Genomic DNA, 25,801 nt, shown 5'->3' with positions numbered 1-25,801 from the left:
AATGGCAAAGCGATCAAGTCTGGTGCTTATTTGCGGGTTAGTCCTCGCTCTTGCTGCGTGCGGTCAGCGCGAGGATCTTGAGCCTGCAGCCGGCAGCGCGCTTCCCCCCAAGGCCTATGGGGCTGAAGCTGCCCCGGAAGCAGAAGAACTGCTTGAACCGGAAACTCTCGCTGCGCCGGAGCGTAGTGTGGAATTGCGGCGCCGTTCAGAAGAGCGCGCAGACGATCCGTTCGACTTGCCGCCTGAGTGAATTTCTAGGGACTGAACACGTTGGACCATTTCGAACTCAAGGACGGCGAGCTCTTCGCTGAGGATGTCCCGCTGCGGCGGATAGCCGACGAGGTTGGCACGCCTGTCTATATCTACTCGCGCGCGACGCTGGAGCGCCATGCGCGCGTGTTCCGCGAGGGACTGCAAGCGGTCGCTGCGGCGAGCGGCCGCGAGCCGCTGGTTGCTTTCGCTGTAAAGGCCAATCCAAACCTTGCCGTTCTGCGCGTCCTGAGCCGCGAAGGCTGCGGGGCAGATGTCGTGTCGGGCGGCGAACTGATGCGCGCGCTTGCGGCCGGGGTGCCGCCGGAGAAGATTGTCTTCTCAGGCGTTGGCAAAACCCGCGCGGAGTTGCAGCTCGGCTTGGACAAGCAGATTGGCCAGTTCAACATCGAATCGCGCGAAGAAGGGCGCGAGTTGGCAGAACTCGCTACGGCGATGGGACGCGAAGCCTCTGCCTGCCTGCGCATCAACCCTGATGTCGATGCGAAGACCCATGAGAAGATTTCAACCGGCAAGGCGGAGAACAAGTTCGGCATCCCGCTGGTTCATGCCCGCGAGGTTTTTGATGAGCTCGCCAGTTATGAAGGTCTGAACCTGCGCGGAGTGGCTGTCCATATCGGCAGCCAGCTGTTGGACCTGGAGCCGCTGGAAACAGCCTTTGCCAAGGTTGGCAAGCTGGTGAACGATCTGCGCGCGGCTGGACATGAGATTACTCACATCGATCTCGGCGGCGGGCTAGGCGTCCCTTACAAGGATGGTGAGAACCCACCCTCGCCTGCGGAATATGGCGCCATGGTCGCCCGCGCAACCGCTGGCTGGGACGTGCATCTGACTTTCGAGCCGGGCCGCGTCATTGCGGGAAATGCTGGCGTCCTCTTGACCCGCGTCGTGCGGGTGAAGCGCGGCGGTAACGGGCCGCCCTTCGTGATTGTCGATGCCGCGATGAATGACCTTGCGCGCCCCGCACTCTACGGCGCGTGGCATGATTTCGATGCGGTAAAGCCGACCGGCGAACGCATGACCGCCAATATCGTCGGCCCAATTTGCGAAACAGGTGACACCTTTGCCCGCGACCGTGAATGCGATGCCCTGCAGGCGGGCGACCTCGCCGTGTTTCGAACCGCCGGTGCTTACGGCGCGACGATGGCTTCGAGTTACAACTCGCGCGGATTTGTCGCTGAAGTGATGGTGAGCGGTAGCGAGTATGCGGTCGTCGCTGACCGGATTGCAGCGGCAGCGATCATGGATGCCGAGCGCGTTCCCGATTTTCTGAGCGATTGAGCTGAGCCGCTCATGCACAGCCTCCCGCTTTTCCATCGCTTGAAAGGACAGCCCGTCCTCCTGCTGGGCGATGGAGAAGCGGCAGGTGCCAAGCGGCAACTGATCGAACGCGCGGGCGGGATTCCCGTAGATGACCAGCAACGCGCGATCGATCAAGGGGTCAGGATTGCTTTCGTGGCCTATGAGGATCCCAAGGCGTGCGAAGTGGCGGCAATCAACCTGCGTTGCGCCGGCCTGATCGTGAACGTCGTCGACAGACCGGACCTGTGCGATTTTACCACGCCGAGCCTGCTTGACCGTGATCCGGTGATCATCGCGGTGGGAACGGGCGGGGCCTCGGCGGGCCTCGCCAAGCATTTACGGCTGCGACTGGAGAAGCTGCTGCCACAGTCGTTGGGCAAGCTCGCGGATTCCTTGTTCGGTGCACGGGACCGCCTGCGATCTCGCTTCCCTGATGGACGTGACCGGAGGCGCGCATTGGACGAAGCCTTGCGAGAAGGAGGAGCGCTCGATCCGTTTGCGGAGGGTTCCGCTGACCGGGTCGAGGCGTGGCTCAAGGGAGCACAGGACAAACCGTCCGCGACCGAGACAATTGCTCTGACGAGCCCGGACCCCGATGATCTGACCTTGCGCCAGGCCCGCTGGCTAGGGGAAGCGGACACGCTGATCCTTGCAGGGGATATTCCCGAAACCATCCTGATCCGCGCGCGAGCCGATGCAGTCCGCATTCCCGCCTCGGCGGATGTGGAGGCGGCCGGAGCGCCAGTTGGGGACATGCGCTCCGGCCTCACAGTGATCATACGCGCACCGGAACGCTGAAGTTCTCGCCCATAAGGCTCTGATCGTCCGGGGGGTGCCGCGCGCAGCACTGCCTCATTCGTGAAACTCTGTTTTCTTCGGCTTAGGCGGCAAGCGCCATCGGCTCCTCCATTGACGCGAAATAACGAGCCATGCCTTCGCGCGAAGCTTCGCTCAATTCGATGAAGGCGCGGCGCTTGTCATTCGTATCTTCGACACGGGTGAAGATGCCCTGGTCAACCATCTGCCGAATCCAACGCAGCGCCATGGTCGCAGGAACACCCGCCGCAATGCACAGCGAAGTCACACACACCTGCTGGCCTTCGCCATGCGCTGCAGTCAGATCGAGCAGCATGTCCCAGGCCGGATCGGCGAACAGTGCCGCATCGAAGAAGCGCGCCCGCGCCTGCCGGTGACGAATGATCGCACGAACCAGCTGCGGATCGGGAAGCCTGGGCGGCTTTGCCACCGCACTCTGATTCTCGACAATCTCAAGTGCAGGGCGCGCCCGCGCCTTATCATCAAGCCCGCCATCGGCAAATCCATCGATCTTGCGGGCGATCGCTTCGACCTGCTCGGTGAGGCGCAGCAACGTCATCTGTTCAGCTTCCGAAAGTTCGCGCACGCGCCGTCCTGAAACCACACCGAGGATGCGACCGAGTGCGACAGTCAGTTCCGCCCTGCCGCTGTCCACCAATATCTGCGGCGCGCTTTGTTCCAAACACGCAAATACATCATCGAGCGCGCCCATGCTGGTCATCACGATCAGCGGCGTTCCGCTCTGAGCGATCCGCATATCGAGCCGCGCAAGTGCCGCCATCATAGCTGCATCGACTTGAGGGCATACAAGGACCACCGCATCGCCCAGCGCCAGCGTCTCGCCATCCAGCAAAGCAGCAACCGGTTCGCTGAGGCCCGGCCGAAAGCCAGCCAGTGAGAGCTCTCCGCGCACCTCGTCCCTCAGAGAAGCCCTGTCCGCAAACACGCTGATCCGTGCCGGCAAACCGGCCCCGTCACAAGGTGCATCATAGGCAAAATTATTCTGGACTGCAGCTTGGGACATCGAATCACTCCCTCTCAAAGAAGTGAAACGAAAGTAGAACAAAAATGGATCAAGTCAAGAATATGACGCGCGTTTTGCCATTACAGAACTGTTATCGCCAGCAGCACGGCCGTCAAATTTCCTCGTGAAATCAATCCACAAACGGATCGCGCACCAGGATCGTATCATCTCGCTCCGGGCTGGTGGAAACGAGCGCAACCGGTGTCTCGATCAGCTCCTGAATGCGCTGGATATACTTGATCGCATTGGCCGGAAGGTCCGCCCAGCTGCGCGCGCCGACGGTCGATTCGCTCCACCCTTCAAGCTCTTCATAGATCGGCTCGACCGCCGCCTGGTCGCCCGCATGGCTCGGCAGGTAATCCATCACCTTGCCCCGTAGCCGGTATCCGGTGCAGATCTTCACAGTCTCAAGTCCGTCAAGCACATCGATCTTGGTAAGCGCAATGCCGGTCACCCCGCTGATCGCGCAGCTCTGGCGCACGATCACCGCATCGAACCAGCCCACCCGGCGCTGGCGCCCGGTGACAGTGCCAAACTCGTGGCCGCGTTCGCCCAAGCGCTTGCCGATCTCGTCATCGAGTTCGGTCGGGAAAGGCCCGCTGCCCACCCGCGTGGTGTAGGCCTTGACGATCCCGAGCACGAAGCCCGCGCTCGCCGGGCCAAGACCGGAGCCTGACGCCGCCGTCCCGCTGACCGTGTTGGAGCTGGTCACAAACGGGTACGTGCCGTGATCGACATCGAGCAGCACGCCCTGCGCACCTTCGAACAGGATGCGCGCGCCCGCCCGGCGCACTTTCTTCAACCGCTTCCATACCGGCTGCGCGAACCGCAGCACGAAAGGTGCAATCTCGCGCAGGTCAGTGAGCAAACGCTCGCGATCCACCGGAGGCTCGTCAAACCCCGCCCGCAAGGCATCGTGATGCGCGCTCAGCCGGTCAAGCTGCGGCTCCAGATCGTCGAGATGCGCAAGGTCGCACACCCGGATTGCGCGGCGGCCCACCTTGTCCTCGTAAGCAGGGCCAATCCCGCGCCCGGTCGTGCCAATCTTGCCTGAGCCCGCCGCGGTCTCGCGCAGCCCGTCAAGATCGCGGTGGATCGGCAGGATCAGCGGGCAATTGTCCGCAATCGCGAAATTGTCGTCATTGATGGTAACGCCCTGCCCTTCGAGCTTCTCGATCTCGGACTTGAGCGCCCATGGATCAAGCACGACACCGTTGCCGATCATCGAAAGTGTGCCAGACACGATACCCGAAGGCAGCAGCGAAAGCTTGTAGGTCGTGCCATCGACCACCAGCGTATGACCGGCATTATGGCCGCCCTGGAAGCGCACCACGGCATCGGCTCGGCTTGCCAGCCAGTCGACGATCTTGCCCTTGCCTTCATCGCCCCATTGAGCGCCGATTACAGTCACATTGGCCATTGCAGGTCTTTCTCGATCTCAGGTGCTGACAGCCAAAAGGACAGCGCACACAAACCGCGCGGGGTTAGGCGACAGCGGACGCTAGGGCAAGGCGTATATCGGCTCTCGGCCACAGGGTTGTTGGATACACATGTTACACAGTCCTGGAGAAGGAATCGCGATTTAGGCGGAAATATGCATTTCCTTATGTTTGTCAGATAATTAGACCTCAAAATCATGGGTGAAGCATACCCTTGCCGAGCGCCGGTAGGAAACCATGAGAGATTTTGCGACATAATGAGACTGGCCCTGTTCACCTTGGTCGGCTTAGCTGATCCCACAAGTCCAGGAGAGCACCCCCGATGCACAAGTCTGCCGCCATCCTTATTGCCGCCACCGCCACGCTTGGTGTCACCAGCCTTGCCAGCGCGCAGCAACGCCTGCCGCGCGAATGCCGCCAGGAAATCCGCCAGCTGTGCGGCTCTGACCGCTCGCAAATGCGCGAATGCATGCGCGAGAAAGCCAGCGAGCTAAGCGAAACCTGCCGGTCCGAACTGCGAGAACGGATGCAGGAACGACGCGGCGGTGAGCGAGCCGTCCAGGGCGCAAGCACCGGTGCGAACAGGGCGCCTTTCACCGGACAGGAAATCGCCTATGGCACCGCGCCATTGCAAAAGCTCGACTTCTGGCGGGCCGAGCAGGCCAAGGCGCCATTGGTAATCTTCGTCCACGGCGGTGGATGGAAGCGCGGCGACAAGTCCATGATGCGCGGTTCTGACAAACTGTCGCACTGGCAATCGCAGGGCTATGCGGTTGCCTCGGTCAATTACCGTCTCGTGCCTGACTCTACGGTCGAGCAACAGGCCGAGGATGTTGCCGCCTCGGTGGCCTATTTCCACGCCAACGCAAGCAGCCTCGGCATAGACCCTGACCGGATCGTTCTGGTCGGGCACAGTGCTGGCGCGCATCTCGTCGCCTTTGTCGGCACGGACCCGCAATGGCTGGAAGGTGCCGGTCTGCGGATCGGGGATGTCGCCGGGATCGTGGCGCTCGATGGGGCAGGCTATCACGCGCCGTCGCAGATGGACCGGAACGAACGGCTGATGGGCAATACCTACGAACAGGCGTTCGGAACCGATCCGGCCCGCCAGCTGGCTCTTTCACCGACGCACCATACCGCTGCGCCCAACGCCCCCGCATTCCTGATCCTGCATGTGGATCGCGACGATGCAAAGGAGCAAAGCGAAGCGCTGGCAGCGGGATTGCAGGCGGCGGGCACTCGGGCGGACTTGCACCGGGTACCGGGCCGCGGGCTGGTCGGCCATGCAGAGATCAACCGCGACCTTGGCAAGCCTGACTATCCGGCAACGCCGCTGGTGGATGCGTTTTTGGCTAGGGTTGTTGGTCTGGCAGGTGAGGTTCAACCTAAATCAGAAAGTGCGGTATCGATGTAGCTAATACGATCCGCTGAGGTTTGCATCCTTTTTGCCTTCTCCAAAACCTCGCGCGCTTTCGTCCGAAATTTGTATTTCGTCGAAAGACACACAAGTGCGCATACACATGCAGAATAAACCAAATCCCAGTCAGACGATGGATCAATCCCGCCTTCCATGACTGAGAACACCTTGTCCTCAATGCTACGATCATAGGCACGACAAGCCAGCCGCATGATTGCAATTTCTTGAATGTCTGGATTTTCGTGCTCGACCAGGCTGCGCGCAAAGTCCAAGTGGTAGTCGATTGCCAGATCGGTGCTTTCAAGAGCGTAAAGCCAGCTGAGCAAGCTCTGTTGACGGTAAAATTCTGCCTCTGGTAGTTCTTCTTGCATTCACATTCTCATCCCGCCGCCACCACATCAATCTCGACCAGCAGTTCCGGCAGAGCGAGCGAAGACACTTCGACAATCGTATCCGCCGGATAAGGCGGCGTGAAATGCTCTTTGCGTGCCTCGACGATCTTCGGGAAGTTCGCCATGTCTTTCAGGTAGATCGTGACCTTCACGATTTTCGACATATCGCTGCCCGCCGCTTCCAGCACGCGCTCGATGTTCGCCATGGTCTGCCCGAGCTGGAGGTCGAAATCGTTCTCACCTACAATCGAGCCATCCTCGGCAATCGAGGCTTGCCCGGACAGAAAGATCAGCCCGCCGACCTTCCAGCCGGGACAGATGGCATAGGGGGCGAGCGGATCGGGATCGATGGTAATCGGTATCGGGGTCTCGTTCATCGCCTTGATGCTCGTATCCTAGAGTTTGACGGTGTCCTTGCCGTCCAGCCGGTGGGTGCAGCCAAGCGCCTTTGCGTCCTCGCTGCCGCCCAGTTGCGCAACCGTGCGCCATCCGATTGCGCGCAGCCGGGCTGCTGCATCGCGGTCATGGCCAAGCGGCAAGTAGAGCGTATCGACCGGCGCGGTTTCTCCTCCGCCGCTCGCTAGCTGATCGACATAAAGCGAGAAGCCGGTCGCCGGTTCCTCGCTGCCTCTGATCAGATACGTCCCGCCGCGCCCTACCGCGCCGCGCACACCTTCGGCGTAGAGCGTAAATCCGAACCAGCTCTGGTACTCGAACCCATGCCGCTCAGTCGGGTCCAGCGTGATGCGCGCAGCATCGCCGATCCGGCCAGCGATTTCCTCGAGCCCTCTGATGCGGCTTGAGAGAGCGCCGCCTGCGTCTATCGCCCGCAGCTTTGCAAGAGCGTCCACCAACGGTCCGGTCGCGTAAAGCAGCGGGAGATAGGCCTCGCCGCCCGCCGCTTTCAGCCCACCCGCATCCTTGGTATCGAGCTCGCGGCGCACCGCGTCGCGCGCCTCGGCAGGCAGCGGCAGCGCCTTGTCCGCCAGCGTATCCACCAGATCGGGCAGCGTAAAATCGACGGAGATGCCCGTGAGGCCCGCCGCTGCAAGCGCTTCCACCGCCAGCGTCACGATCTCGCTCGCCGCCGCGACTGTATCCGCGCCGATCAGTTCTGCCCCAAGCTGCAAACGTTCTCGCGCAGGCTCAAGCTGATCGGCCTTGATAACCGCAGTCTCCCCGCAATAGGCGAGCCGCAGCGGGCGCGGCGCATCTGCCATGCTGGTCGCCGCAATGCGCCCGATCTGCGGGGTAATATCACTGCGCAAAGCAAGCGTGCGGAGCGAGACCGGATCGACGAAGCGGAACATGCGCCTCGGCATGACCCCGTCCATCCGCCCGGCAAGCGACTTCTCGAACTCGACCAGCGGGGGGCGCACGCGGGCATAGCCATGGCTGGAAAGCACATCGAGGCTTGCCCGCATGGAGCGGGTTATCCGCTCCGCCTGGAGCGGCAAGCGGTCTTCAAGGCCTTCCGGCAAGAGGTCGTCAGGTTTGGTCATTGCGCATGTTCCCTACCCAATTCGCCATCCCAGCGGAAGCCGGGATGGCGATTTGAGTGAGGATCAGAAGTTCAGCGCAGTCACCAATTTGACGCCTTCGACCTTTTCAGCCTGAGCGATGACATCGGCAGGGATCTTGTCATCGAGGCTCAGCAGCAGGACAGCTTCGCCACCCGCTTCGCGCCGGCCCAGATTGAAGGTCCCGATGTTGATGCCGTTTTCACCAAGCAGCGTGCCGATCCGGCCAATGAAGCCGGGCTTGTCGTCATTCACGACGTAAAGCATGTGGCCATCGAGCTCCGCTTCGATCCCGATGCCGAAGATCTCGACCAGCCGCGGTGCGCCGCTTCCGAACAGCGTACCGGCAACCGAACGCGGCCCGGTGCTGGTTTCGACCGTCACGCGAACCAGCGTATTGAACGCACCTTCGCGGTCATGCCGCACTTCGCTCACGTCGAGGCCGCGTTCCTTTGCGAGGTAAGGCGCGTTGACCATGTTTACCGAATCCGAATAGCGGCGCATGAAACCCGCCAGCACGGCGCCGGTGATCGGCTTGCCGTTAAGCTCAGCCGCCGCGCCTTCGCGCTCGATACTGATCTTGGTGAGGTTGCCATGCGCAAGCTGTCCGACGAGTGAGCCAAGCTTTTCTGCCAGCGCCATGTAAGGCTTCAATTTGGGCGCTTCTTCGGCCGAGAGCGAGGGCATGTTGAGCGCGTTCGTAACGCCGCCATTGACGAGATAGTCGGAGAGCTGCTCTGCCACCTGCAGCGCGACATTCACCTGCGCCTCTGTGGTCGAGGCGCCGAGGTGCGGTGTGCAGATGAAGTTTGGCGCGCCGAACAGCGGGTGGTCCTTCGCCGGCGGTTCAGTCTCGAACACGTCAAGCGCCGCACCTGCAACCTGGCCGCTTTCAAGACAGTCCTTGAGCGCAGCCTCGTCGATCAGCCCGCCGCGGGCGCAATTGACGATGCGGATGCCGGGCTTCGCGTTCTCCAGCCGCTCGCGGCTGAGGATATTGCGGGTCTGGTCGGTCAGCGGCGTGTGGAGCGAGACAAAGTCTGCCCGGCTCAGCAGCGTGTCGAGATCGACCTTTTCGACCCCCATCTCAATCGCGCGATCCTCCGTCAGGAACGGATCGTAGGCGATGACCTTCATCTTGAGGCCAAGCGCGCGGGCAGCGACGATCGAGCCGATATTGCCAGCACCGATCAGACCCAGCGTTTTGCCGGTCACTTCAACGCCCATGAAGGCGCTCTTGGGCCATTCGCCCGCCTGCGTGCGCGCATTCGCTTCCGGAATCTGGCGAGCGAGCGCCATGATCATCGCAATCGCGTGCTCAGCCGTGGTGATCGAATTGCCGAACGGCGTGTTCATCACGACGACGCCCTTGCTCGAGGCGTAGGGGATATCGACATTGTCGACCCCGATGCCGGCGCGGCCGATGACCTTGAGATTGGTTGCCGCGTCGAGGATTTCCTTCGTCACCTTGGTCGAGCTGCGGATCGCGAGGCCATCGTATTCGCCAATGCGAGCCATCAGTTGCTCTGGCGTTTCGCCGGTGATGACATCCACATCGCAGCCGCGGTCTTCAAAGATCTTCGCAGCGTTGGGGTCCATCTTGTCGGAAATAAGTACGCGTGGTTTTTTGGGGGTATTGGTCATGGTGTCTCTCGTCGTCCCAGCGAAAGCTGGGATCTGTGTCGGAATTTAGGAAACTTGCGGAAAGCGATCCCAGCCTTCGCTGGGATAACGCTTAAGCTTTCAGGCTTGCCCAGGCCCAGTCGAGCCAGGGGCCAAGCGCTTCGATGTCAGCTGTATCGACCGTCGCGCCGCACCAGATGCGAAGACCAGCAGGCGCATCGCGGTATCCGGCGATGTCGTAAGCCGCATCTTCTGCTTCGAGCAGGCCGGCAAACTTCTTGATGAAGTCCGCATCCGCGCCTTCGACCGTCAGGCACACGCTGGTGTTCGAACGGGTCGCCGGATCAGCGCACAGATGGCCGAGCCAGTCGCGTTCCTCGACAATCTTGCCGAGCGCCGCTGCGTTGGCGTTCGCGCGGGCCTTCATGCCTTCCAGTCCGCCAACCGACTTCGCCCATTCGAGCGAGAAGATCGCGTCTTCCACCGCCAGCATGGAGGGCGTGTTGATGGTTTCGCCCTTGAACACGCCTTCGATCAGCTTGCCGCCCTTGGTGAGGCGAAAAACTTTTGGCAGCGGCCAGGCGGGCGTATAGCTTTCCAGCCGCTCGACCGCGCGAGGGCCAAGGATCAGCACGCCATGCGCACCTTCCCCGCCGAGCACTTTTTGCCAGCTGAAGGTGAGCACATCGACCTTGTCCCACGCAATATCCTGCGCGAATACCGCGCTGGTTGCATCGGCAATGGCCAGGCCTTCGCGGGTCTCGCTGATCCAGTCACCGTTCGGAACGCGTACGCCCGAAGTGGTGCCGTTCCAGGTAAAAATGACGTCATTCGACCAGTCGACCGCACCCAGATCCGGAAGCTCGCCATAAGGCGCTTCCATCACAGTGGGGTCAATCTTCAATTGCTTGACCGCGTCGGTTACCCAGCCTGCACCAAAGCTTTCCCAGGCGAGAGCCGTGACCGGGCGTGCGCCGAGCATCGTCCACATCGCCATTTCGACAGCCCCGGTGTCAGAGCCGGGAACAATGCCGATGTGGTGGGTGTCCGGTACCTGCAGCACCTCACGCATCAGGTTGATGCAATATTGCAGGCGCGCTTTGCCGATCTTGGAACGATGCGAGCGTCCAAGCGAATCTGTTGCCAGTTTGTCAGGGGACCAGCCCGGCGGCTTCGCGCAGGGACCGGAAGAGAAGAAGGGTCGAGCGGGCTTCCGCACGGGTACGCTTAGTTCAGTCATATAGACTCTCCTTACAGAGAGCACGCGCGGCGTTGGGACCGCGTGGCCCGCGCGCCGCACTAAAGATGCTCGGGCGTAAGTCAATGCGAAAGTGAATTTCGTCGACAGGCGGGTACCTTATCCGGATGAAGGATATGTGCCATTCTGCTCGCCAAGCGCGCACCTCCCCGTTATTGCGCTACTCCATCATGGTCGTCTCTCCGGATCTTGCCGTCTCCGACGCTGCAGCGCCTGATCTTTCCAGGCTGCGCATCGCGCTGTTCAGCGGCAACTACAATTACGTCCGCGATGGCGCGAATCAAGCGCTCAACCGGCTGGCGGAGTACCTGCTGCGGCATGGCGCAGCGCTGCGGGTCTATGCGCCGACCACCGACACACCCGCCTTCGAGCCGACCGGTGATCTGGTGAGCGTGCCGGGCATCCCCATTCCGGGCCGGTCGGAATACCAGATCCCGATGGGCCTCTCGCGCGCAAACAAGAGAGACCTCGCGACATTTGCGCCAAATATCATTCACGTCTCATCGCCCGATCCGACCGGCCATTCTGCGGTTCGCTGGGCGACCGAGCATGACACGCCGGTGCTGGCCTCCGTCCACACGCGCTTTGAAACCTATCCGCGCTATTACGGGCTTGGTTTCACCGAGCCTCTGGTCGAAGCCATCTGCCGCCGGTTTTACCATCGCTGCGATGCCCTGGTCGCGCCATCACAAAGCATGGTCGACACCCTGCTCGAACAGGAAATGCACGACGATATCGCGATCTGGTCTCGCGGGGTGGACCGGACGGTGTTCGATCCGTCCAGGCGCGACCTGGAATGGCGGCGCAGCCTTGGCATAGCCGACGATGAAGTGGTGATCGTCTTTCTGGGCCGCCTGGTGATGGAAAAGGGACTCGACACTTTTGCAGAGACCATAATCCAGCTGCGCCGCGATCAGGTTCCGCACCGGGTGATGGTGATCGGCGATGGCCCGGCGCGCAAGTGGTTCGAGCACGCGCTTCCCGGCGGCGTGTTTGTCGGTTTCCAGACGGGTGCGGACCTTGGCCGCGCCCTTGCCAGCGGCGATGTCTTCTTCAACCCCTCCATCACCGAAACCTTTGGCAATGTGACGCTGGAAGCGATGGCAAGCGGCCTGCCAGTGGTCGCCGCTGGCGCAACCGGCGCGTCAAGCCTGGTCGAAGAGTGGGAAACAGGGCGATTGGTCGAAAGCTGCGGAGTGTCCTGTTTCGCAGAAGCCATCGCGCCCTATTGCACCAATCACGATCTGCGCGCGCGCCACGGCAAGGCGGGTGAAATCAAGAGCCGCGAATTCAGCTGGGACGCGATTAACCGGGTGGTTGCAGATACATATCTGCGCTTGCTGGAAACCCGCGAAGCCGAGCGCGAAGCAGACCGGCTGGCTGACAAAGCAGCGGCGCGCTGACGCAATTTGACGTTATTTTAGAACTTTTTTCGCCGCCATTGCGCGGGCGTAGAAGAACATGAAAATCGTCACCACCCAGATCGTGATGGCGATAGCAGGGCTGCTCAGGCTCGCTGGAGTCTCTGTCAGCACATGCTGGTAGACCGATGTTCCAACCAGTCCGATGAGAGAGATGGCAATCGCAGGAACTGCCCAGCGCGAACGCGCCAGCAAAAGTATCGAGCCGAAAAATGCGCCCCAGACGCCAAGCGCCCAGAAGGTGTTCGCCCAGACGGGATAGCTGTCAAAATAGGCAATCTGGTCAGCCGTCATCCCGAGATCGGCCAGGTTGCCTAGCCGAGTCATCATGTAACTCATGATCCCGATGCCATTCCACAGCAGCGTTACGATGCCGACCACCCACAGGTGCCAAGGCGTTTTCGGTGTCAGTCTTGCCATGCTTCCCACTCCGAGCCCGGTCTTGACGCCGTTTGGTTCGGAGCAGAGAAGTATCGTATTTCCGCCTATCCCGCAAATTTCGCGCGGAGTGTCAGGAGCGGTCCGTCACGTCATAGCCGTTCGATCCGCTTTGCGACCTCGTCAATGATATCGACAATCTGGTTGATCGTATCCTGATCAAGCTTGCCCGCCTTGGCGCGGTTTTTCAGAACGCTCGCCAGATTGCCCATCGCTCGGAACAGGTCAGGCGATTTCTGCTGCACGCGCTCGGCCCGCTCGCCGTGCTCATTGAGGCGGCCCATCAGCTCATCGACTTCATCCGCGCGCGCTTCGAGTTCTTCGCTGCCAGCCTTGGTGACCTTGAACGGCTTCTTGCCGCCCGATTCCTCATCGCCTTCCTTTGCCTTCGCTTTGGCCGGCTTGATCAGGCCTTCTTCCTCGAGCATTTGCAGCGTCGGATAGACCGCACCCGGGCTCGGCGCATAGGCACCGCCGGTCAGTTCTTCGATTGCCTTGATCAATTCATAGCCGTGGCGCGGTTCCTGATCGATCAGCGCCAGCAGCGCGAGCCGCAATTCGCCCTGACCGAACATCCGTCCGCGACGCTTGCGCCTACGCGCGCCGTCGCTCCAGTCGCCGCCGCGCCGGGATCGGAATTCACCATTGTCCCACTCGCTTGCGGCAGAAGCAGCCATCATTGCGATCATCGGGCCGAGATTGTTCCACCCTCCCCGACCATATCTGTTCCATGTCATCATTATTCTCCTGAGTATCTTTGATAGGTCTAAGATATATCTTAGGATGGAGAGTGCAAGAGCCAGTGTCTCGCCAATTGGCATTATCCGACGAACCGCTTACATCGCTCCATCAATGGCAGACCTGTTCCCCGAAGACCCGCCGCAAAGCACGAGCGAACCCGTGCGCGAAGATGCGCCACTGGCTGACCGGCTGCGGCCTCGGTCGCTCGACGACGTGATCGGACAGGAGCATCTGACCGGACCCGAAGGCGCAATCGGGCGCATGGTCGCGGCTGGCAAGCTTTCCAGCATGATCCTGTGGGGGCCACCGGGTACCGGCAAGACCTCGACCGCGCGCCTTTTGGCCGATGCAGTCGGTATGCGCTTCGTTGCGATCAGCGCGGTCTTTTCCGGCGTCGCCGACCTCAAGAAAGCCTTTGCAGAGGCCGATCGCGCGGCTGAAGCGGGCCAAAAGACGCTGCTGTTCGTGGACGAGATCCACCGCTTCAATCGCGCCCAGCAGGACGGATTTCTCCCCTTTGTCGAGCGCGGCACAGTCACGCTGGTCGGAGCGACCACGGAAAACCCCAGCTTTGAACTCAATGCCGCATTGCTGAGCCGGAGCCAGGTCCTGATCCTCAACCGGCTGGATGCGGCAGCGTTGGAGAAACTGCTGGCGCGCGCAGAGGCGATGGAAGGCCCTCTGCCCCTTACGCCCGAAGCGCGGGCGGCGCTGATCGCCAGCGCGGATGGCGACGGGCGTTTCCTGCTCAACCAGGCGGAGACGCTCTATAACGCGAAGATCGCGGATCCGCTGGATCCCGCAGCGCTCGGCGCATTTCTGCAACGCCGCGTCGCCGTGTACGACAAGGACCGCGACGGGCACTACAACCTCATCAGCGCGCTGCATAAAAGCCTGCGCGGGAGCGATCCGCAGGCATCACTTTATTACCTCGCGCGGATGCTGGTGGCAGGCGAGGAGCCGCTCTACGTTTTGCGGCGGCTGGTACGCTTTGCGAGCGAGGACATTGGCCTCGCTGACCCGCAAGCACTTGTACAGTGCCTGGCGGCGAAGGACGCCTACGACTTCTTGGGCTCCCCCGAAGGCGAGCTCGCAATCGTGCAGGCTTGCCTCTATTGTGCAACCGCGCCGAAGTCGAATGCCGCCTACGCTGCGCAGAAGGCCGCTTTCCGCGCCGCCAAGGAGACCGGCAGCCTGATGCCGCCTGCCAACATCCTCAACGCGCCGACCAGGCTGATGAAGGATGTCGGTTACGGCAAGGGCTATGCCTATGACCACGATGCGCAGGACGGTTTCTCCGGCGCGAACTACTGGCCGGAAGGAATGGAACCGCTCGAACTCTATACGCCGGTCGAACGCGGGTTCGAACGCAAGGTGAAAGAGCGGATCGAATACTGGGAGCGTCTTCGCTCCGAACGTCGCGATGCGTGAATTCACCCATTTCCTCGCGATCGACTGGTCGGGCGCGAAAGGAGAGCGGCACAAGGGGATTGCGCTTTCGCTCGCCGATGCGAACGGAGGGCCGCCCGTACTGGTCGAGCCACCCCGCCGAGGCTGGGCGCGCGAAGACGTGCTGGTTCTCCTGCGCGACGACATTCCGCACGACACTCTGGTCGGGATGGACCTGGGCATCTCGCTGCCCTTCGCAGACGCGGGCGCATTCTTTCCCGACTGGAAGGACAGCCCTCGCAATGCCAAGGCGCTCTGGGAGATGATCGACCATATCTGCGCCAAAGATCCGCATCTGGAAGCGGGAAGCTTCGTCACACACCCGGAGGCTTCGCGTTATTTCCGGCATTCGAAGGACCACGTCGGCGACCGCTTCCACTTGCCCGCTGCGCCTACGCGCGAAGGAAGATTTCGTGTCGCCGAAGCTGCCCAGCGCGCGCAAGGCGTGCGCCCGGTGAGCAATTTCAATCTTGTCGGGGCCGCACAGGTCGGCAAGTCCTCTCTCACAGGAATGCGTATGCTCCACCGGCTACAGGGCGAGGTTTCTGTTTGGCCGGTCGACCCGTTACCCGGCACAGGCAAGGTTGTGGTCGAAATGTACACCAGCATCGCTGCGCGCGGCGGAGGGGTTGGCGGAGCAAAGACCAAGCTGCGCACCTATGAGGACTTGAACGCAGCGCTTGCGCAATTGGGCTCTGCGCCAGTCAAAGGCGAGGGGCCGATTGACGATCACTCTTCTGACGCACTGATTACCGCCGCATGGCTGCGCAAGATCGGCCACGAGCCTGCGTATTGGTCGCCGAAAGGCCTGACAGATGAAATTTCCCGCACAGAGGGCTGGACATTTGGGGCGTTATAGTCGCCCTACCGCTTCGCTATTTGAGGGCGTTATAGGTCGCCCTACCGCTTCGCTACTTGAGGGCATCTTTACATTTCACATATAAGGGGTCTTGAGAGGCGAAAGACTTTCGCCTAGGGGACCGCCTCTCGCGTCTGGATTTCCTCGCTGGGAATCGCAAGATTGAGAAAAAAGTGCCGGCTTAGCTCAGTTGGTAGAGCAGTTGATTTGTAATCATCAGGCCGCGGGTTCGACTCCTGCAGCCGGCACCACCCCACCAACCCGGCCCACTCACGGGAATATCAGCAGCTCGGGCGGAGCCTTGCTCGGCGCGCGCGCAATCGATTCCATCAGTGCGATCATGACAGTGCAGCGATTGGCTCCCTTATCGCCGCGAAGCCCAGCACGCACCTGTTCTTCTGACAGTCCGGAGCGTTCAATCGTCTCGCCGATCAGCCAGCCGGGTATGGCCCAGCTGCGCTGGCCGGGTTGCAGTTCCCTCGCCAGCTTGTTCTCTGTGAGAAGCTCGATCAGCAGCTCGGTTTCACCCTCGTAAACAGGCGCAGGCGTCTCGCTGTCGGCGGAACTGGGGGTGAGATCATTCCACATCAAAGCCGCATCGCAAGCCTCGGTGCCTTGCGCCTGTGCGGTCTTGAGAATTTGCAGATTGAGCTGCAGAAGCGCGACTTTCTGCTCAAAAGTCGCATCCTCACGGGCAAGCAGCATGCGTTGCCGCACGAAGTCGCGCGCCATATCCTTGCCCTCCACGTCATCAAACGGGGGATCGAGGAAGCGATGGTTGTTGGTGCGGGACTGCAATCGGCTCGCAAAATCGGGGTGTTCTTGCTGTAATCGTTCAACGGTCCATTCAACGCCCAACAGGTCAGAGACCACCGCGCTGAAATGCGCTTCCTGCTGCTCGAGAAGCAGCGTTCCGGCGGCGATGACGTCTGATGACGAAGGCTTCTGTGTGCAGAAAGCAACCGCTGACTGGAGAAACCAGATCACCGCAATGATCTGGATCCAGCGGGCAAGCGAGCTGGTCGTCGCGTTCTCCCACTGCTGGACCCGGTCTGCATCCAGAAAGTTTTCCAGTTCCGGAAAGGTCGAGCGCATGATCTGGATGAATTCCAGCACCTTGTCGCGCTTGAGTGTCAAACGCTTGATCCAGATCGGCGTCGTGCCCGATTCAAGGTCCTTCCACACCTTGTGATATTCGTGATCTGGCCTTTGCACTGCTTCGTGGAAGCGCATCCCCACAAGCCGCGCGTTGAGGAACATCAACGCTGGACGCTCATTGATGCTGCCGACTTCAGCAAACCAGTTGAATTCCGCATTCGCAGGCTCAACCAGCGGCGCTGACCGCGGCCAGCCGGCTGCGAGCATTTCCGACAGGTTGTAGTCTATCGCAGTTGTCTCATTGACACCGGCAAAGGCAGCCCGGTCCAGCAGAACCTGCAGAGCATCTTTCGCTTGCTCAAATTCCTCAAGCGTGAACGCGTCATCGCTTTGTTCGCCATCAGGGAAAACAAGCTTGCCCAAGCGATCCCAGGCGGCTTTGGCCTCAGCCAATGCCTTGTCCTCTTGAGGGGTATCATCACGCCAATTGTCTGGCTCAAGGTCCTGGGGCGCGTCCGGCGCAACCTCGTTGAGTGGAGCATAGACAAGCGCGTCATCGTCGCCCGGACTTGACTCTTGCCCAGCATCCCCGAGAGGCTCGTAATCGACATCCTCGTGACGATCCTGCACGGCATCGCGCGCAAGATAAAGCGCGTATCCCCGCGCTTCGCGAAGGCGCGCATATTCCTGCACCTGCCGGTCGAGATCGAGTTGCTTGAGCCGGGTCGAATAGGCCTTGCGAATGGCCCTTTCGTCCTGCGTTGCGTCAATCCCAAGCTCAGTCCAGGGCCACTGGCTCATATGGGCGGGTTCGCTTCGACTTCGTCCAGCGCTTTCGTGAGCGCTTCACGCGCATCGGCGATCATGCGCGGGTCCTGTTTTTCAAGCACGGCGGTGAACTGGGTAATCCACTGTCCAATGGCCTCGCGCGTTGGCCCGGTAAATTCTTCATAGAGTTTCTGCGAGCGGGTGAGGAGGACGACATTGACCTCCTCATCGCGCGGGTGAACCTTGAGCTTCTCCAGCGCCGCACGGCTGCTCTTGATCTCGCTTGCGCTGCGCTTGTCCTCTTCATCGACGATGACGAGATTCTTGTGCCAGCCGGTCATCGGGACATCAACATCCACTTCCAGTAAGCCACTGGTATCATAAGTGAAACGGACCTGGATTTCGACCTGACCGGCGGGTTTGGCGGGCACTTTGACCTTGAGATCGCCGAGCCGGATATTGTTGCTCACATTGCGCGCTTCGCCTTGGTAGATACCTATCTCGACCGTGGTCTGGTTGTCGCGCATCGTGCTGTAGGAATGCGCGCGACTGGTTGGAACCGGCGTGTTGCGCTCAATGATGGGCGAGAAGATCCCGGTCTGGATATTACCGAACTGGTCCTGGTCAGACACGTCAATGCCGAGCGTGAACGGCGCCACATCGGTGACGCGGATTTCCTCAAGGTCTGTCCCGCCGGAGAGCAACCCGGCCTGGATTGCAGCGCCCAGCGCAACCGCATGATCGGGATGGACCGTGGAGTTGGGGAAGCGGCCAAACATACGCGTGATGGCCTTGCGAACGACTGGCATCCTTGTCGCACCGCCGACAAGGACAATCTCGGACAGGCTGGCCGCGTCGATATAGGAATCGCGCAAGGCCCGCGTCACCGGATCACGCAAGCGCTTGATTAGCCCGGCCGCCTCTTCCTCAAAGGCTTCGGTGGTGACGGAAACCGCGTGGCGTTCATCCCCCAGCGTGATCGCAAAATCGGCTTCCGCGCTGCTGCTGAGCGCCTTGCGGGTTGCTTCGGCCGCAAGCGTCAGCATCGCCTTGCGCTTGCCGGGGGTTACCGCTTCAAGCTCCTTGATGTGCGCGAGCTGCGGCTCGACCAGCCGGATCAAGGCATCGTTGAAATCGTCCCCGCCAAGCCGGTTATCGCCTGCCGACGCACGCACTTCGATGATCCCGTCGAACATCTCGACGATCGATACGTCAAACGTGCCGCCTCCAAGGTCAAACACCAGGAATGGCTCGCGATCTTCCCGGTCATGCAAACCGAAAGCCAGCGCGGCGGCGGTCGGCTCATTGATCAGTCGTTTGACGTCGAGGCCCGCGATTTCCCCCGCCCGACGTGTCGCGCGGCGCTGCCGCTCACTGAAATAGGCAGGCACAGTGATGACCGCTTCTGTGGGACGCTCACCTGTCGCATGCTCAACATCATCCATCATCGATCGCAGCATGATCGCGGACAGGTCTTCGGCGCGCACCGTGGTCTTGCCCAGCTTGGTCGACGCCTGCGTACCCATGCGGCGCTTGAAACTGGTGACTGTCTCTTCCGGATGCGTTGCCATGCGATCGAGCGCAGCCCGTCCGACCCAGCTTTGCCCACTGCGGTCAATCGACACCGCTGACGGCGTAAGCAGATCGCCCAGCGCGTTGGGTATCAGCTCAGGTTTCCCGTCCTTCCAGATAGCGACCGCGCAGTTCGTGGTCCCCAGATCGATCCCGGCAATCATCAATGCCCCCCATCGAGATTACCCGAGAGAGCACTCGATCCAATATAACGTCTGATTTCTAGTTGGCGGATCATGCCAAGGTAAATCAACAAGAAACTTGAGCGTTTACGGCAAATTTCCTGCCAAAACGGCCCTAGCCTCTGCCGCGATAGCCCGGCACACCCTGGTCTGGCACCCACAGGCCCTGCGGTGGCGGACCGCTCTGCCAGAACACGTCGATCGGAATACCGCCGCGTGGATACCAATAGCCACCGATCCGCAGCCAGTCGGGCTTCATTTCGGCATTGAGCCGCTGCCCGATCCCGACCGTCACGTCCTCGTGAAAGCCGCTGTGATTGCGGAACGAGCCCAGGAACAGCTTCAGGCTCTTGGATTCCACAATCGTTTTACCCGGAGCGTAATCGATCACGATATGCGCGAAGTCAGGCTGGCCGGTGACCGGGCACAGCGAGGTAAACTCTGGCGAGACAAACCGCACGAGGTATGTCGTGTCGATCCTTGGATTGGGTACATAGTCCAGCTGCGCTTCTTCAGGCGAAGCCGGGAGGGAGCTCATCTGCCCGAGATGCTGTGTTTGAGGTGTGTCGCTCATGCCGCGCTGTTGCCGCGAAGCGCGGTGCAATGCAAGTGGGCGGTAGACTGGCGCGCACAAAGCCCTATTCACCGCGCCATCTCTATCGCGCGAGCCGAGCTTGCGCTTGATTCGCTCGAACATTCGATAAACCGCTTAACGATCCATGCGTAACACCGCCCGTTTCCTTTTCCTGAGCCTTGCTGCGGCGCTCTCTGCGAGCGTTTTTGCGCAGGAGCGCGCGCAGGATTTCACCCTGCCAGAGCCAACCCCCAGCCGCACCCCGCAACCGCAGGGGCCGGTTGACGACAGCGGCATCATTCCGGTGGCTCCGCGCGTTATTCCTACAGGCACACCGACACCGGTTCCTTCGCCCTCGACAACGCCAACGCCGATCCAATCGCCGGTATCCCGGCCTATCCCGGCCCCGGCCAACTCGCCTGCACCGCGCCCGGTTGCGCGGCCACCTGCGCCAAACGCAACAAGCACCCCGGCGCCCGTTGCAACAGTGCCCGCACCGCAGCCTGGCGCACCGCTTGATACATCGCCACCGGCTGAGCCAGCAATGGATCAGGGCATTTCTGCGAGCGAATTGCCGACGCTCCCCAGCGCAAACGATAGCGACAATTCCACCGCCTCTGTGCCGGCTGCGAGCGAGACCCCCTCCTCAGGCGACTTGTCCTGGACCTATTGGCTCGCCGGATTGCTCGCTGCGATGGCTGCGGTGGGAGGATTCTTGTTCTGGAATCGCCGCCGCGAAAATGCGCTGCCGCCGCCAATCAAGCGCCCGGTGGTCGATGCTGCACTCGATCAGGTCGGATCGTCTGTTATCCCGCCCCGCTTTGACCTTGCGTTTGAGGTTGAAGGCATCACCCGCAGCCTGATGGCTGTCATGGTATCGGGCAGGGTCGTCGTAAAGAATCGCGGCGAGCGGGCGATCCGCGATATTCGCTTGCTCGCCGAGCTGACCAGTGCGCATCACCCCGATGCGAAAACGCCCGGCAATCTTGGAGAAATCTGTATAGTCGAACGCGTGGGACCACATCAGACTCACCGTGAAAAGGTGAGCTTCAGGCTGCCAATTGATCAGATCCTCGGCATCCGGCGCGACGGGATCCCCTTCTTTGTTCCACTGGTTCGGGTGGAAGCGGCAATCGATGGAGCCGATCCACGGCGGCTCGATCTCGTGCTTGGCAGCATCGAGCCTGGTACGGGCCAGAAGCTCCAGCCGCTGCGGCTGGATGGCCCGCCAGGAGCCTATAACAATCTTCAGGGCCATCCTCTCACAGCCTGAGCGAATTTGACGTCACCAGCCTCTCGACGGATCATCCCCGGCGAGCTAGGCCATGACGTGATGGAAAATCTAGTTTCGACCGCATGGCTTGCCGATAGGCTGCAGAATCCTGATATCGTCATTCTCGACGCGAGCATGCACTTGCCCGCCGCCGGGCGTGATGCGCGAGCGGAATTTCTCGACGAACATATCGCAGGCGCGCGGTTTCTCGATCTCGCCAGCCTGACCGACGAGACTTCTGACGTGCCCTCTGCTATGCCGCGTCCCGAGCAGCTGGCTGAGCGACTAGCGAGCCTTGGTGCGTCACCGTCCAGCCGAATCGTTGTCTACGATGACAGCGCGGTTAAGACGGCTGCGCGCGCATGGTACCTGTGCCGCGCGCATGGGCTCGAAAATGTCGCGGTACTCGATGGCGGGTTGGCCAAGTGGAAGGCAGAAGGGCGTGTGATGGAAAGCGGCGCGCCCGAGATCACACCTGCCGCTCCGTTCGAGCTGCCTTCTCCTTCGCGTATTCGCTTCAAGGCGGACATGCTCGCCAATCTCGACAGCTGCGCAGCCCAAGTGCTCGATGCGCGCGACACCGGCCGGTTCTCCGGTGCGGTCGAGGACACAGTTCACAATTTGCCGTCGGGGCATATTCCCGGTTCGTGCAACCTGCCCTTCCCGCTGCTTTACAACGAAAACGGCACATTCAAGCAGCCGGACGAGCTTCGCCAGGCGATCGAAGCGACCGGGATCGACCTCAGCAAGCCAGTCATCACCAGTTGCGGCAGCGGCGTGACTGCCTGCATCCTGCTGCTTGCCCTCGAGCAAGTCGGCCATACCGATGTAGCGCTTTACGATGGTAGCTGGCTCGATTGGGCGAGCGACCCCAATACGCCCAAGGCACAGGACGGCGCACACTGATATGGCGGATAATTCATCGCGCCATGGCAAGGCGACCCGCGCTGTCGGAGCGGGGCGGCGCAAGGAATGGACCGGACCAGTCGTCAATCCGCCGATCTGGCGGGCAAGCACACATCTTTACGAGAGCGAGGCCGAGCGCAAGGCGGCGCTGCCCGACAATCGCGACGGACGTTTCTATTACGGCAGGCGCGGAGCGCCGACGCAGTGGGCGCTCGCGGACGCGCTGACCGAGCTGGAGCCCGGCGCAGCTGGCACTGTTCTTTACCCGAGCGGCGTGGCTGCGATTTCGGGCGCACTGCTGGCCGTGCTGTCTCCCGGCGATGTCCTGCTGATCAGCGACAATTCCTACGAACCATCGCGCAGCATGGGGCTTGGCCTGCTCAAGCGCCTGGGCGTCGAAACGCGGTTCTTCGATCCGCTCGATCTTGCGGCTTATTCGGACCTGTTCTGCGATCGCACCAAGGCGGTCTGGCTGGAAAATCCGGGCAGCCTGTCGATGGAGGTGTGCGACATCCCGGCGCTGACTGCCAAGGCGCGAGAACGCGGCGCGGTGAGCCTGATTGACAACACCTGGGCAACTTCGCTCGGCTTTCCCGCTCTCGAACGCGGGTGCGACATTACCGTCACCAGCCTTACCAAGCATATCAGCGGCCATTCTGACCTGATGATGGGCGCGGCCAGCGCGGGCGAGCTGCTCTACCGCCGTCTGCGCATTACCAGTCAGCAATTGGGCCAGGTTGTTTCGCCCGATGATTGCGCACTTGCCTTGCGGGGCCTCCGAACCATGCCCTTGCGGCTTGAACGGGGAATGCAAAGCGCCCTGCAAGTTGCCGACTGGTTGGCGGCCCGCGAAGATGTCGCCCATGTGCTTTGCCCCATGCGGCCCGGCGATAGCGGGTACGAGTTGTGGCAGCGCGATTTTACCGGAGGCTGCGGTCTGTTCAGCTTTGTCCTCAAAGGACGCGACGAAGCCGCGCGTGCCCGGCTTGTCGATAATCTCGAACTGTTCGGAATCGGCTATAGCTGGGGCGGATTTGAGAGCCTTGCCCTGCCGTTTGACCTTGACCGCATTCGCGATGCTATGGCCTGGCCCAAGGCGGATTGGGATACAGGCGATCGCTGGGGCGTTAGACTATCGATCGGTCTCGAAGACCCGGCCGATCTCATAAAGGACCTGGAAAGCGGTTTTGCCGCGATGGATGGCTGATGACGACTGCAGTTACCCCTGCCGAAGACACGCTCGCAGCGCAATCGACGCCAGAGGGTGATGCCAGCCCTCCGGCAGCAGGAGAGGCGACTCCTCAACCAACGCCAGAGCCAGCCCCTGACCCTACACCCACCGAAGCTGTAGAGGCCGCAGATGGTCTCAAGGAAGCTGTCGCCTCCAAGAGCGAAACCGCCGGTAGCTTCATCGAGACGCTTGACAGCTGGGCCCTCACGATCGGCGAAAACAGGATTTCCGTGTGGGACAGCCTTGTTGCTGCCAGCGTCCTGCTGCTGGTCATCATCGGCGCATGGTTCATTACGCGTTTCATCGCTGCCTTGATCAAGCGTGCGTCAAAGCTCGACAGCACGCAGCAATTACTGCTCCAGAAGATTTCCACGATCATCGTCTGGGCGATCGCCTTCCTGATCGGGATCGACATCCTCGGCATTGATCTGACAGCGCTGGCGGTATTCTCTGGCGCATTCGGCCTTGCCATCGGTTTCGGTCTGCAGAAGACCTTCGGCAACCTGATTTCAGGCATCCTCTTGCTGCTCGACAAGTCAATCAAGCCGGGTGACGTGATCTCGGTTACCGATGGGGCGGGTAACGAAAGCGTAGGGCAAATCCGCAAGATTGGCATCCGCGCAATCTCTGTCATCACCCGAGACCGCACGGAGCATCTGATCCCCAACGAAAACCTGATGATCAATCAGGTGGTTAACTGGTCCTATTCATCGCGCGATGTGCGGGTCAAAGCGCCCGTCGGCGTATCCTATGGCAGCGACCTGAAACTGGTTGAAAAGCTGCTTTATGAGGCTGCCAGAGACTGTCCGCGCGTTCTCAAGACGCCGCCCCCGCGCGTCAACCTGATGGGCTTTGGTGACAGCTCGGTCGATTTCGACCTGCGCTTCTGGATCGATGACCCGGAAGAGGGCCTCGCGAATATCCGCTCTGACGTTTACATGCGCATCTGGGAGCTGTTCAAGGAACACGATATCGAGATCCCGTTCCCGCAGCGGGACTTGAATTTGCGTACCAACCAGCAGTTCGACCGTCTCATCGAAGCGCTGTCGGGTTCTTCCAAAAACAACCAGAAATCAGACAGATAAATCGGTTACAGGGCCACGCAAAAGCTTTCCTACGCACACGCAAAACCATTCTGCCTTTTGCTTTTGAGGCGGTGAGAGCATTTCGCCGCCATGACAAGTCCCGGAACAATCTATCTCGTCGGCTCAGGCCCCGGTGAAGCGGACCTGCTGACCCTGCGCGCCGCTCGCCTGATCGAGAACGCGGAAATCATCGTCCATGACGGGCTGGTCGATCCCTCGATCCTCGCCATGGCGCCACCTGATGCAGAGCTGATCTGCGTCGCGAAGAAGCGCGCACGGCATACGCTGCCGCAGGAAGACATCAACCAGCTGCTCATCCGCGAAGCCTTGAAGGGGCGCGATGTCGTGCGCCTCAAAGGCGGCGATCCGCTGATCTTCGGGCGCGGCGGTGAAGAAGCGGAAGACGCCCGCGCCGCAGGTGTGCCGGTCGAGATCGTGCCCGGCGTCTCGGCCGCCAATGGCGCCGCGGCTGCCGCTCAGATCGCGCTGACCCATCGTGAAGCCTCCAGCATCGTCAGCTTCGTCGCGGGCCAGTGCAAGGGCCTGTCGGACCAGGACTGGTCGGGCCTCGCGGGCAAGGGCCGCACGCTGGTGATCTATATGGGCGTCAAGACTGCGCCGCAGATTGCCGAAAAGCTGATGGCAGATGGCCTCGCGCCAGATGTGCCTGTGGCGGTGATCGAGAACGCGGCGCGGCCCAGCATGCGGGTACTTCGCGGGCTGCTCGCAGGCTTGCCCGATCTCGTCGAGGCGGAAAAGATCAAGAGCCCTGCGCTTATCATTATCGGCGATGTGACTGCGCGCGATGACGTGTCGCTCAGCCAACTGGCAGTGGAGGCTGCGCAATGATCATTCTTACTGGAAATGACCTCAAGTCAGGCGCGGTTGTCTGGTGGACAGGCCAGAGCTGGTCGATCCATGTCAACGACGCGGTCGATGTCGGCAGCGAAGCGGACGAGATCATGGCGCGCGAAGAATCGGCCCGGCGCGTTAATGCGCCTTACGCAATCGACGCCGAACAGACCGCCGACGGTGTTCGCCCCGCTCATATCAAGGACCGCGTCCGCGCATTGGGCCCGACGGTAAGGCCTGACCTCACCTTGAAACCGAAAGACCCGGAAGCTCTGGATTGGGTGATCTGAC

General features: G+C 61.2%; 25 protein-coding genes and 1 tRNA gene. 14 read left to right on the top strand and 12 right to left on the bottom strand.

Features of this window, described 5'->3' with window-relative positions; all coding sequences use genetic code 11:
* Position 1 precedes the first annotated feature (1 nt).
* Genes ACG9DO_RS06980 through ACG9DO_RS06970 form a run of 3 tightly spaced genes read left to right on the top strand, consistent with a single transcriptional unit; the run spans position 2 to position 2,370 of the window.
* The gene (locus tag ACG9DO_RS06980) at positions 2-250 is read left to right on the top strand and encodes a lipoprotein (RefSeq protein ID WP_394730995.1); all 249 of its coding nucleotides are present in this window, start codon (positions 2-4) and stop codon (positions 248-250) included.
* Between the two features lie 20 nt (positions 251-270).
* Positions 271-1,551 (top strand): diaminopimelate decarboxylase, encoded by a 1,281-nt coding sequence (gene lysA / locus ACG9DO_RS06975; RefSeq protein WP_394730994.1) that lies wholly within the window; start codon positions 271-273, stop codon positions 1,549-1,551.
* A 12-nt stretch (positions 1,552-1,563) separates the two neighbouring features.
* A complete protein-coding gene (locus ACG9DO_RS06970; RefSeq protein WP_394730993.1) occupies positions 1,564-2,370 on the top strand; it encodes a siroheme synthase in 807 nt (268 codons plus the stop codon).
* An 82-nt stretch (positions 2,371-2,452) separates the two neighbouring features.
* Here ACG9DO_RS06970 and ACG9DO_RS06965 read toward each other — a convergent pair whose 3' ends face one another.
* Both ACG9DO_RS06965 and ACG9DO_RS06960 read right to left on the bottom strand, forming a co-directional pair.
* A complete protein-coding gene (locus ACG9DO_RS06965) occupies positions 2,453-3,412 on the bottom strand; it encodes a MarR family transcriptional regulator (RefSeq protein WP_394730992.1) in 960 nt (319 codons plus the stop codon).
* A gap of 130 nt (positions 3,413-3,542) precedes the next feature.
* Positions 3,543-4,832 (bottom strand): adenylosuccinate synthase, encoded by a 1,290-nt coding sequence (locus ACG9DO_RS06960; protein ID WP_394730991.1) that lies wholly within the window; start codon positions 4,830-4,832, stop codon positions 3,543-3,545.
* Between the two features lie 341 nt (positions 4,833-5,173).
* On the opposite strand from ACG9DO_RS06960, the gene ACG9DO_RS06955 reads away from it, so the two are divergent.
* Positions 5,174-6,265 (top strand): alpha/beta hydrolase, encoded by a 1,092-nt coding sequence (locus tag ACG9DO_RS06955; RefSeq protein ID WP_394730990.1) that lies wholly within the window; start codon positions 5,174-5,176, stop codon positions 6,263-6,265.
* Here the strand turns inward: ACG9DO_RS06955 and ACG9DO_RS06950 are convergent.
* The 5 genes from ACG9DO_RS06950 to ACG9DO_RS06930 all read right to left on the bottom strand — a co-directional run bounded on the left by ACG9DO_RS06950 (position 6,232) and on the right by ACG9DO_RS06930 (position 11,043).
* Positions 6,232-6,639, bottom strand: a complete 408-nt coding sequence (locus tag ACG9DO_RS06950) for a hypothetical protein (protein ID WP_394730989.1) — start codon at positions 6,637-6,639, stop codon at positions 6,232-6,234. The genes ACG9DO_RS06955 and ACG9DO_RS06950 overlap by 34 nt on opposite strands.
* A gap of 8 nt (positions 6,640-6,647) precedes the next feature.
* On the bottom strand, positions 6,648-7,037 hold the full coding sequence (locus tag ACG9DO_RS06945) for a RidA family protein (protein ID WP_394730988.1): 390 nt from the start codon (positions 7,035-7,037) through the stop codon (positions 6,648-6,650).
* 18 nt (positions 7,038-7,055) lie between these two features.
* Positions 7,056-8,162 (bottom strand): ATP phosphoribosyltransferase regulatory subunit, encoded by a 1,107-nt coding sequence (locus ACG9DO_RS06940; protein ID WP_394730987.1) that lies wholly within the window; start codon positions 8,160-8,162, stop codon positions 7,056-7,058.
* A 63-nt stretch (positions 8,163-8,225) separates the two neighbouring features.
* Positions 8,226-9,824, bottom strand: a complete 1,599-nt coding sequence (serA, locus tag ACG9DO_RS06935) for a phosphoglycerate dehydrogenase (protein ID WP_394730986.1) — start codon at positions 9,822-9,824, stop codon at positions 8,226-8,228.
* 91 nt (positions 9,825-9,915) lie between these two features.
* A complete protein-coding gene (locus tag ACG9DO_RS06930; RefSeq protein ID WP_394730985.1) occupies positions 9,916-11,043 on the bottom strand; it encodes a phosphoserine transaminase in 1,128 nt (375 codons plus the stop codon).
* 188 nt (positions 11,044-11,231) lie between these two features.
* Here ACG9DO_RS06930 and ACG9DO_RS06925 point away from each other — a divergent pair, with 188 nt between their 5' ends.
* Positions 11,232-12,464, top strand: a complete 1,233-nt coding sequence (locus ACG9DO_RS06925) for a glycosyltransferase family 4 protein (RefSeq protein WP_394730984.1) — start codon at positions 11,232-11,234, stop codon at positions 12,462-12,464.
* Between the two features lie 12 nt (positions 12,465-12,476).
* Here the strand turns inward: ACG9DO_RS06925 and ACG9DO_RS06920 are convergent, their stop codons facing one another.
* Both ACG9DO_RS06920 and ACG9DO_RS06915 read right to left on the bottom strand, forming a co-directional pair.
* Positions 12,477-12,902, bottom strand: a complete 426-nt coding sequence (locus ACG9DO_RS06920) for a hypothetical protein (RefSeq protein WP_394730983.1) — start codon at positions 12,900-12,902, stop codon at positions 12,477-12,479.
* A 110-nt stretch (positions 12,903-13,012) separates the two neighbouring features.
* A complete protein-coding gene (locus ACG9DO_RS06915) occupies positions 13,013-13,660 on the bottom strand; it encodes a PadR family transcriptional regulator (RefSeq protein WP_394730982.1) in 648 nt (215 codons plus the stop codon).
* A 112-nt stretch (positions 13,661-13,772) separates the two neighbouring features.
* Here ACG9DO_RS06915 and ACG9DO_RS06910 point away from each other — a divergent pair, with 112 nt between their 5' ends.
* The 3 genes from ACG9DO_RS06910 to ACG9DO_RS06900 all read left to right on the top strand — a co-directional run bounded on the left by ACG9DO_RS06910 (position 13,773) and on the right by ACG9DO_RS06900 (position 16,220).
* The gene (locus ACG9DO_RS06910; protein WP_394730981.1) at positions 13,773-15,092 is read left to right on the top strand and encodes a replication-associated recombination protein A; all 1,320 of its coding nucleotides are present in this window, start codon (positions 13,773-13,775) and stop codon (positions 15,090-15,092) included.
* Positions 15,085-15,969, top strand: coding sequence for a hypothetical protein (locus tag ACG9DO_RS06905; protein ID WP_394730980.1), 885 nt, complete (start codon positions 15,085-15,087; stop codon positions 15,967-15,969). Before ACG9DO_RS06910 ends, ACG9DO_RS06905 begins: the two co-directional genes overlap by 8 nt.
* Before the next feature lie 175 nt (positions 15,970-16,144).
* Positions 16,145-16,220: transfer RNA gene (locus ACG9DO_RS06900), tRNA-Thr, on the top strand.
* A gap of 19 nt (positions 16,221-16,239) precedes the next feature.
* On the opposite strand, the gene ACG9DO_RS06895 is transcribed toward ACG9DO_RS06900, so the two are convergent.
* The 3 genes from ACG9DO_RS06895 to queF all read right to left on the bottom strand — a co-directional run bounded on the left by ACG9DO_RS06895 (position 16,240) and on the right by queF (position 20,163).
* A complete protein-coding gene (locus ACG9DO_RS06895) occupies positions 16,240-17,868 on the bottom strand; it encodes a hypothetical protein (protein WP_394730979.1) in 1,629 nt (542 codons plus the stop codon).
* Positions 17,865-19,571, bottom strand: a complete 1,707-nt coding sequence (locus tag ACG9DO_RS06890; RefSeq protein ID WP_394730978.1) for an Hsp70 family protein — start codon at positions 19,569-19,571, stop codon at positions 17,865-17,867. The genes ACG9DO_RS06895 and ACG9DO_RS06890 overlap by 4 nt, the downstream gene beginning before the upstream one ends.
* A 133-nt stretch (positions 19,572-19,704) precedes the next feature.
* Positions 19,705-20,163, bottom strand: a complete 459-nt coding sequence (gene queF / locus ACG9DO_RS06885) for a preQ(1) synthase (protein ID WP_394730977.1) — start codon at positions 20,161-20,163, stop codon at positions 19,705-19,707.
* A 145-nt stretch (positions 20,164-20,308) separates the two neighbouring features.
* On the opposite strand from queF, the gene ACG9DO_RS06880 reads away from it, so the two are divergent.
* The 6 genes from ACG9DO_RS06880 (at position 20,309) to ACG9DO_RS06855 (ending at position 25,800) form a co-directional block, all read left to right on the top strand.
* Entirely contained in the window at positions 20,309-21,436 is a 1,128-nt protein-coding gene (locus ACG9DO_RS06880) for a hypothetical protein (RefSeq protein WP_394730976.1), read from the top strand.
* 60 nt (positions 21,437-21,496) lie between these two features.
* A complete protein-coding gene (locus tag ACG9DO_RS06875) occupies positions 21,497-22,342 on the top strand; it encodes a sulfurtransferase (RefSeq protein WP_394730975.1) in 846 nt (281 codons plus the stop codon).
* A 1-nt stretch (position 22,343) separates the two neighbouring features.
* Positions 22,344-23,549, top strand: a complete 1,206-nt coding sequence (metC, locus tag ACG9DO_RS06870; protein ID WP_394730974.1) for a cystathionine beta-lyase — start codon at positions 22,344-22,346, stop codon at positions 23,547-23,549.
* Positions 23,549-24,658, top strand: a complete 1,110-nt coding sequence (locus tag ACG9DO_RS06865; RefSeq protein WP_394730973.1) for a mechanosensitive ion channel domain-containing protein — start codon at positions 23,549-23,551, stop codon at positions 24,656-24,658. The genes metC and ACG9DO_RS06865 overlap by 1 nt, the downstream gene beginning before the upstream one ends.
* Positions 24,659-24,748: 90 nt before the next feature.
* Positions 24,749-25,507 carry a uroporphyrinogen-III C-methyltransferase gene (gene cobA / locus ACG9DO_RS06860; RefSeq protein WP_394730972.1) on the top strand — a complete coding sequence of 253 codons (759 nt, stop codon included), beginning with the start codon at positions 24,749-24,751 and terminating at the stop codon, positions 25,505-25,507.
* Positions 25,504-25,800, top strand: coding sequence for a DUF2849 domain-containing protein (locus tag ACG9DO_RS06855; RefSeq protein WP_394730971.1), 297 nt, complete (start codon positions 25,504-25,506; stop codon positions 25,798-25,800). Before cobA ends, ACG9DO_RS06855 begins: the two co-directional genes overlap by 4 nt.
* Position 25,801: the final 1 nt, after the last annotated feature.

The organism is Altererythrobacter sp. GH1-8 (assembly GCF_043702085.1).
In the GTDB taxonomy this organism is placed as follows: Bacteria; Pseudomonadota; Alphaproteobacteria; order Sphingomonadales; family Sphingomonadaceae; genus Erythrobacter.
Note: the sequence above shows the minus strand (reverse complement) of the source record. Positions and strands in the feature narration are given on the sequence as shown.

What these genes read in the sequence shown, in the direction of transcription:
- ACG9DO_RS06980 (WP_394730995.1), top strand. Translation starts at nt 2, where the DNA reads ATGGCAAAGCGATCAAGTCTGGTGCTTATTTGCGGGTTAGTCCTCGCT.
- ACG9DO_RS06905 (WP_394730980.1), top strand. Translation starts at nt 15,085, where the DNA reads ATGCGTGAATTCACCCATTTCCTCGCGATCGACTGGTCGGGCGCGAAA.
- ACG9DO_RS06950 (WP_394730989.1), bottom strand. Translation starts at nt 6,639, where the DNA reads ATGCAAGAAGAACTACCAGAGGCAGAATTTTACCGTCAACAGAGCTTG.
- ACG9DO_RS06965 (WP_394730992.1), bottom strand. Translation starts at nt 3,412, where the DNA reads ATGTCCCAAGCTGCAGTCCAGAATAATTTTGCCTATGATGCACCTTGT.
- ACG9DO_RS06890 (WP_394730978.1), bottom strand. Translation starts at nt 19,571, where the DNA reads ATGATTGCCGGGATCGATCTGGGGACCACGAACTGCGCGGTCGCTATC.
- queF (WP_394730977.1), bottom strand. Translation starts at nt 20,163, where the DNA reads ATGAGCGACACACCTCAAACACAGCATCTCGGGCAGATGAGCTCCCTC.
- ACG9DO_RS06930 (WP_394730985.1), bottom strand. Translation starts at nt 11,043, where the DNA reads ATGACTGAACTAAGCGTACCCGTGCGGAAGCCCGCTCGACCCTTCTTC.
- ACG9DO_RS06865 (WP_394730973.1), top strand. Translation starts at nt 23,549, where the DNA reads ATGACGACTGCAGTTACCCCTGCCGAAGACACGCTCGCAGCGCAATCG.
- metC (WP_394730974.1), top strand. Translation starts at nt 22,344, where the DNA reads ATGGCGGATAATTCATCGCGCCATGGCAAGGCGACCCGCGCTGTCGGA.
- cobA (WP_394730972.1), top strand. Translation starts at nt 24,749, where the DNA reads ATGACAAGTCCCGGAACAATCTATCTCGTCGGCTCAGGCCCCGGTGAA.
- ACG9DO_RS06925 (WP_394730984.1), top strand. Translation starts at nt 11,232, where the DNA reads ATGGTCGTCTCTCCGGATCTTGCCGTCTCCGACGCTGCAGCGCCTGAT.
- ACG9DO_RS06945 (WP_394730988.1), bottom strand. Translation starts at nt 7,037, where the DNA reads ATGAACGAGACCCCGATACCGATTACCATCGATCCCGATCCGCTCGCC.
- ACG9DO_RS06920 (WP_394730983.1), bottom strand. Translation starts at nt 12,902, where the DNA reads ATGGCAAGACTGACACCGAAAACGCCTTGGCACCTGTGGGTGGTCGGC.
- ACG9DO_RS06915 (WP_394730982.1), bottom strand. Translation starts at nt 13,660, where the DNA reads ATGATGACATGGAACAGATATGGTCGGGGAGGGTGGAACAATCTCGGC.
- ACG9DO_RS06910 (WP_394730981.1), top strand. Translation starts at nt 13,773, where the DNA reads ATGGCAGACCTGTTCCCCGAAGACCCGCCGCAAAGCACGAGCGAACCC.
- ACG9DO_RS06955 (WP_394730990.1), top strand. Translation starts at nt 5,174, where the DNA reads ATGCACAAGTCTGCCGCCATCCTTATTGCCGCCACCGCCACGCTTGGT.
- ACG9DO_RS06970 (WP_394730993.1), top strand. Translation starts at nt 1,564, where the DNA reads ATGCACAGCCTCCCGCTTTTCCATCGCTTGAAAGGACAGCCCGTCCTC.
- ACG9DO_RS06960 (WP_394730991.1), bottom strand. Translation starts at nt 4,832, where the DNA reads ATGGCCAATGTGACTGTAATCGGCGCTCAATGGGGCGATGAAGGCAAG.
- ACG9DO_RS06855 (WP_394730971.1), top strand. Translation starts at nt 25,504, where the DNA reads ATGATCATTCTTACTGGAAATGACCTCAAGTCAGGCGCGGTTGTCTGG.
- ACG9DO_RS06895 (WP_394730979.1), bottom strand. Translation starts at nt 17,868, where the DNA reads ATGAGCCAGTGGCCCTGGACTGAGCTTGGGATTGACGCAACGCAGGAC.
- serA (WP_394730986.1), bottom strand. Translation starts at nt 9,824, where the DNA reads ATGACCAATACCCCCAAAAAACCACGCGTACTTATTTCCGACAAGATG.
- ACG9DO_RS06940 (WP_394730987.1), bottom strand. Translation starts at nt 8,162, where the DNA reads ATGACCAAACCTGACGACCTCTTGCCGGAAGGCCTTGAAGACCGCTTG.
- ACG9DO_RS06875 (WP_394730975.1), top strand. Translation starts at nt 21,497, where the DNA reads ATGGAAAATCTAGTTTCGACCGCATGGCTTGCCGATAGGCTGCAGAAT.
- ACG9DO_RS06880 (WP_394730976.1), top strand. Translation starts at nt 20,309, where the DNA reads ATGCGTAACACCGCCCGTTTCCTTTTCCTGAGCCTTGCTGCGGCGCTC.